Annotated in this window: 4 protein-coding genes; 1 reads left to right on the top strand and 3 read right to left on the bottom strand. The window is 51.3% G+C overall.

Features of this window, described 5'->3' with window-relative positions; all coding sequences use genetic code 11:
• From adhE to V6D20_19730, 3 genes are all read right to left on the bottom strand, one after another.
• On the bottom strand, nucleotides 1-2,657 hold a 2,657-nt coding region (gene adhE, locus V6D20_19720; GenBank protein ID HEY9818013.1), incomplete at its 3' end, for a bifunctional acetaldehyde-CoA/alcohol dehydrogenase.
• 555 nt (nucleotides 2,658-3,212) lie between these two features.
• Nucleotides 3,213-3,635, bottom strand: coding sequence for a gamma-glutamylcyclotransferase family protein (locus tag V6D20_19725; protein ID HEY9818014.1), 423 nt, complete (start codon nucleotides 3,633-3,635; stop codon nucleotides 3,213-3,215).
• 256 nt (nucleotides 3,636-3,891) lie between these two features.
• Nucleotides 3,892-4,767, bottom strand: coding sequence for a Cof-type HAD-IIB family hydrolase (locus tag V6D20_19730; GenBank protein ID HEY9818015.1), 876 nt, complete (start codon nucleotides 4,765-4,767; stop codon nucleotides 3,892-3,894).
• Nucleotides 4,768-5,121: 354 nt separating this feature from the next.
• Between V6D20_19730 and V6D20_19735 the strand changes: the two genes are divergently transcribed.
• Nucleotides 5,122-5,368, top strand: a 247-nt coding sequence (locus tag V6D20_19735; GenBank protein HEY9818016.1) for a hypothetical protein, incomplete at its 3' end; no start/stop codon positions are given.

The raw sequence follows: 5,368 nt of genomic DNA on the forward strand, positions 1-5,368 counted from the left end.
TAGGCAGGGGTCACGTCTTTGTTATACAAGACCGAGTCTAGACGGCAGCCTTTATACGCAAGGACGTAGAGTTCCTTCATATCCCGAATCAGGGGATAGCGAGGGTTAGCCCCTGTACATTGGTCATCGAAGGCCTGATCAGCCATCTCTTCAAGCTGTTCATAGAAGACTTGCTCGTCTTCGGATAAGACCTCTTTAATGGTCATGGGCATATCGAGCTCTTTCTTCAGGTTCTCGATAGCATTGACCAACAATTCAACCTTTTCATCCTCAGTGGTGCCCCCTAGCTGTAGATGGTCGGCAATGCGGGCATAGCGCCACTTAGCGTTAGGGTATTTGTATTGAGGAAAGATTGCTTGTTTGAAGGGAACGTCGGTGGAGTTATAGCGAATCACGTGGGAGATCATCAAGGCATTGGCTAAGCCATGAGGTACATGGAAGGTCGAGCCAAGCTTGTGGGCAAGGGAGTGGCAGACGCCTAGAAAGGCGTTGGCAAAGGCCATGCCGGCCATGGTGGCTGCATAATGCACCTTTTCCCTGGCTTTGGGATCATTGGCACCATTTTTGTAAGCACTGGGTAAGTACTTAAACAACAGGCGAATGGCCTCTAGAGCCAAGCCATTGGTGAACTCGGTCGCTAGAACAGAAACATAGGCTTCCAGAGCGTGGGTAAGGGCATCCACACCACCGTAGGCCGTAAGCGTCTTGGGCATGTGCATCACCAAAGCCGGATCGACGATGGCCATGTTGGGGGTGAGAGCATAGTCCGCTAAGGGATATTTAATGCCGGTGCTGTCATCGGTGACCACCGCAAAGGGCGTCACTTCAGATCCAGTTCCGGAGGTGGTGGGCACAGCAATCAGCATGGCCTTATCCCCCAAAGGCGGCAGTTCATAAACGCGTTTACGGATATCCATAAACCGCATGGCCAGCCCATCAAACTGGATTTCCGGATGTTCATACATCAGCCACATCACCTTCGCGGCATCCATCGGCGATCCACCGCCAATGGCAATAATCACATCGGGCTGGAAACTGTTCATCACCGCCACCCCTTTCATCACCGTCGATAGGGATGGATCCGGTTCGACATCATAGAAGGTTTGATGCTTGAGCCCAATTTCCTCTAAAACCTCGGTGACATTTTCTGTGATACCTAGGTTGTAGAGGGGTTTATCGGTGATGATGAAGGCTCGCTTTTTGCCGGCGAGTTCCTTAAGAGCCACAGGTAAGGCCCCATAACGAAAGTACACCTTGGGTGGTACACGGAACCACAACATATTTTCCCGACGTTCCGTCACGGTTTTAATGTTGAGCAAATGGTGGGGAGCAACGTTCTCGGAGACAGAATTGCCGCCCCAAGTGCCGCAGCCCAGGGTCAAGGATGGGTCAAGCTGGAAGTTATATAGGTCACCGATCGCCCCTTGGGAGGATGGTGTATTGATCAAAACTCGGGCGGTTTCGAGACGAGACTTAAACTGGCGAATCCGGTCTTCGTTGTTGGGATGGGTGTAAAGAACAGACGTGTGACCATGACCACCAAAGGCAATCAGTGCTTCTGCCTTGGTGACGGCTTCCGAAAAGTCTGACGCCCGATACATGGCTAGAATTGGCGACAGTTTTTCGTAGGCAAAGGGTTCTTCCGTGGCGATCGCTTCCACTTCGCCAATCAAAACCCGTGATCCTTTGGCTTGCTCAATGCCGGCTAAATCAGCCAGGACGTCAACGGGCTGTCCCACGATCGCCGCATTCAAACGACCATTCACCAGGATAATATTGCCCACCTTTTGCCGTTCCTCCTCATTGAGAAGATAAGCACCGCGTTCGAGAAACTCTTGACGCACCTGCTCATAGACCGAATCCACAACGACGACAGACTGCTCACTGGCGCAGATCATGCCGTTATCAAAGGTCTTGCTGAGCAAAATGGAGCTTACCGCCATCTTGATGTGAGAGGTTTCGTCAATCACCGCTGGGGTGTTGCCAGCTCCCACGCCGAGGGACGGATTGCCCGAGGAATAGGCCGCCTTTACCATGCCTGGCCCACCGGTCGCCAAGATCAGCTTCACATCGGGATGCTGCATCAACTGCTGCGATAGGGGAACCGTGGGCTGATCAATCCAGCCGATGATGTGTTCTGGGGCTCCGGCTTTTACGGCTGCCTCTAGGACAATCCGGGCTGCAGCAATGGTGCAGTCTTTGGCACGAGGGTGGGGGGAAAAGATGATGGCGTTGCGAGTTTTGAGGGCTAGCAGTGCCTTAAAGATTGCCGTAGAGGTGGGGTTTGTAGTGGGGACAATACCGGCTAGGATGCCTACGGGTTCGGCAATGCGTTGAAAGCCAAAGGACGGATCCGATTCGATCACACCGCAGGTTTTTTCGTTCTTGTATTTGTTGTAAATCATCTCCGAAGCAAAGTGATTTTTGATCACTTTGTCTTCTACGACGCCCATGCCAGTTTCCTCCACTGCTAGTTTAGCTAGGGGGATGCGGGCCGTGTTGGCAGCTAGGGCAGCTTGCTTAAAAATGACATCAACCTGCTCCTGCGTAAATTTGGAGTAGGCTTCTTGAGCTGCCTTGACAGACTGAATCAATGTTTCTAGCTCTTCTGAATTCGTAACGGGAATGGGGGTTGCAAGTAGATTCGAGATCGTCATAAAGGCTCTCCAGGTATCGTCTGGGAAATGGTGGTTGAGGTTAGCGTGGTGTTAAATAGTGCAGCGATCGCCCTTAGTTAACCGCAAGAACCAGCTTAAACATGTGCTCTGAACAACAGTTAAGAAAGAATTAACAACGCACTAACTGACATGCGATGATCCATAGAAAAATCTAGAATTTTGCAATACTTAAGAGCTGAATTCTAGAACAAACTTTTCTTTCAATCATAGCTTAGAACTCCCTGTGCTGATTATCTAGACATCGCCTCAAAGCCTCTTTCTATCTATAGCTTAGCGCCAGCGTTTCTGTTAGAATTCCAAGCATATAAAGAATCCGCAGTATGGCATAGAAAATCTCAGATCTATGATGCGAGGACGCTAAATAATTGATGTCCTCATGACGTCAATTACGTTCTCTATTATAAGTTTGTTATTCTCTAGCTGTTGAACTCTTTTATGGTAATTAAAGACTTGCAGCGATCGCCTCTCTCAAGCATTCATTCAATAAAAAAATTAAGCATAAATTAATATCAATTATGGCTATATTCCATGGATCTACATCCAAGACCTAGCCTGAGCACCGCTCCAGACATTGTCCTCACAGAGGATGCCATGCCATTGCTGCACCTGCGCTTCTGTCATCCAATAGCTCCAGGCTAGCCCCAACGACCTGCGATCGCTGCCAAAGACGTCCGTTGTCCGGCGCTCATACTCATTCTCCCAGGGCGATCGCAGGGGATCATAACCCTCTAGGTCGTCTAACATCTCCAAAATCTCGGCACCGGGAAAGGTCAGCAGGGAGCCTTGAATGGGGCGATCGCCCTCCGTGAGTGCCGGATAGCCCATGGGCAGATGGTAGAGCTTGCCCCAAACGATCGCCTCCTGAGCGGCGATGACGGTAGGAGCGCAGTAGTCAGCGTAGTAATATTCCCCCGGTTTCAGGGTTCCATAGACAAAGACGCGACAGGCTACATCCATGATCGACTTCTATCCATGGGCTTCAACGGGGTTCAACAGATTTTTATATTGGGCTAGACTGCAGACTCTGTGGCGATCCCAGTCCTGTGATAATGCCATAACATTGTCATATCATCGACACATAAGTGACAAATCTAAACAAGTCTTGTACACTCACTAATGTGTGAGGAGCGAACCAGCGAGGGCATCGAGACGAAACACGGTCAGTCGTCGGTGCCCTTTCTGTTTTCTAGGAATCCTTAGGATTCCAGCATCCTCACAATAAAAATTTCTCTAGGGCGATCGCCACGCCGTCCTCTTCAACATCGGCGGTTGTCCAATTAGCAAAGGCTTGTACGGCTGCTGGAGCATTGCCCATAGCGATGCCAATCTCTGCATAGTCCAGCATTTCTACATCATTGAAGTTATCGCCAATGGTCATCACCTGGGCGGCAGAAAGGCCCAGCAGTTGCTCGGCAAGGTAGCGCACAGCTACACCTTTGTTCACTTGGGGATTGGCGGCCTCGAAGAAGGTGGCCACGGATTTGGTGAAATAGAGCTCGGCGGGGGTGTAACGCTGGCGCAGGGAATCGAGTAGTTGATCGATCAGCAGGGGATCATGACTGAGAGCCAACACCTTGGTGGGATCGTCGGTTAGAACTTGGCGCAGATCGCCCACAACATTGGGCGTCACACCGCTTCGTTCGGCATAGGCTTCCGTTTCTGGGGTCATCTCCCGCACGTAGAGGCGATCGTTGATGTAAAAGTGAATGGAGAGAGCGGTATCCACATCCGGACGGCGTTCCACATCCTCGAAGTAGTCCAGCAACTGCTCGGCGGTATGACGAGCGACGGGCCAGTGATGGTGGACGACACCGGTTTGGGGTTCTTTAATATAAGCGCCTTGGTAGGACAATAGCGGCAGGGTCGATCCCACCGCTTCGTAAAACCGCAGGGCGGCGCAATACATTCGTCCTGTAGCGATCGCCACTTGAATGCCCTTGGCTTGAACGGCGCGGATCGCCTCTAGGACAGCGGGGCGAATGGTGTTGGATTCACCGGAGATCGTCCCGTCAATATCGAGCACGAGCAACCGGATATCTGAGGCATCCGGCAAAGACGTTGATTGGAGATCGGAGGCAAGGGCTGACATGGGATTAGGGCACCACCGGCAATAAACTAGCTCCAGTTTAGGGCCATGCCTGGGGGCAACACGGCGATTCAACAGTTTAGCTGCAGATTTCCTGATACGAGATCAGCAGAGAGCATCCCACTTTCATCATCCTTCATCCTAAATCCCACTCCCAGGGCAGGGGGTGAGGGCTATGAGCTGGCAAACGCAGGACGCACCCAATCAGCAACGTCTCCTGATTATGGAGGAATAATTCACACAATATGGTTCAATTGTACTATGCGATCAAGTGCAGGTCAAATCTGTTAGCATCCTTCAGGATAACAGCACTAGCATCGGTCACAGACAGCTTGTATCCGCCCCACCTCTGGTATCTTGGTTTTTTCGAGTAAAGGTTCTATGTCCAGCGATCGCTCCACCCCGCTCTTAATCTTGGTTGATGGTCATTCCCTGGCGTTTCGGTCGTACTATGCCCATGCCAACGGGCGCGATGGCGGTCTGCGCACCTCCACTGGCATTCCCACCAGCGTGTGCTTTGGCTTTCTTAAGTCTCTGATCGATATGCTCAAGGCCCAGCAGCCCACTCACGTGGCGATCGCCTTTGACTTGAGCACCCCCACCT

It is taken from the genome of Candidatus Obscuribacterales bacterium, assembly GCA_036703605.1.
In the GTDB taxonomy this organism is placed as follows: Bacteria; Cyanobacteriota; Cyanobacteriia; order RECH01; family RECH01; genus RECH01.

Bases quoted from the DNA above. Each gene is read 5' to 3' on its own strand.
- V6D20_19725 (HEY9818014.1), bottom strand. From the start codon at position 3,635: ATGGATGTAGCCTGTCGCGTCTTTGTCTATGGAACCCTGAAACCGGGG.
- V6D20_19730 (HEY9818015.1), bottom strand. From the start codon at position 4,767: ATGTCAGCCCTTGCCTCCGATCTCCAATCAACGTCTTTGCCGGATGCC.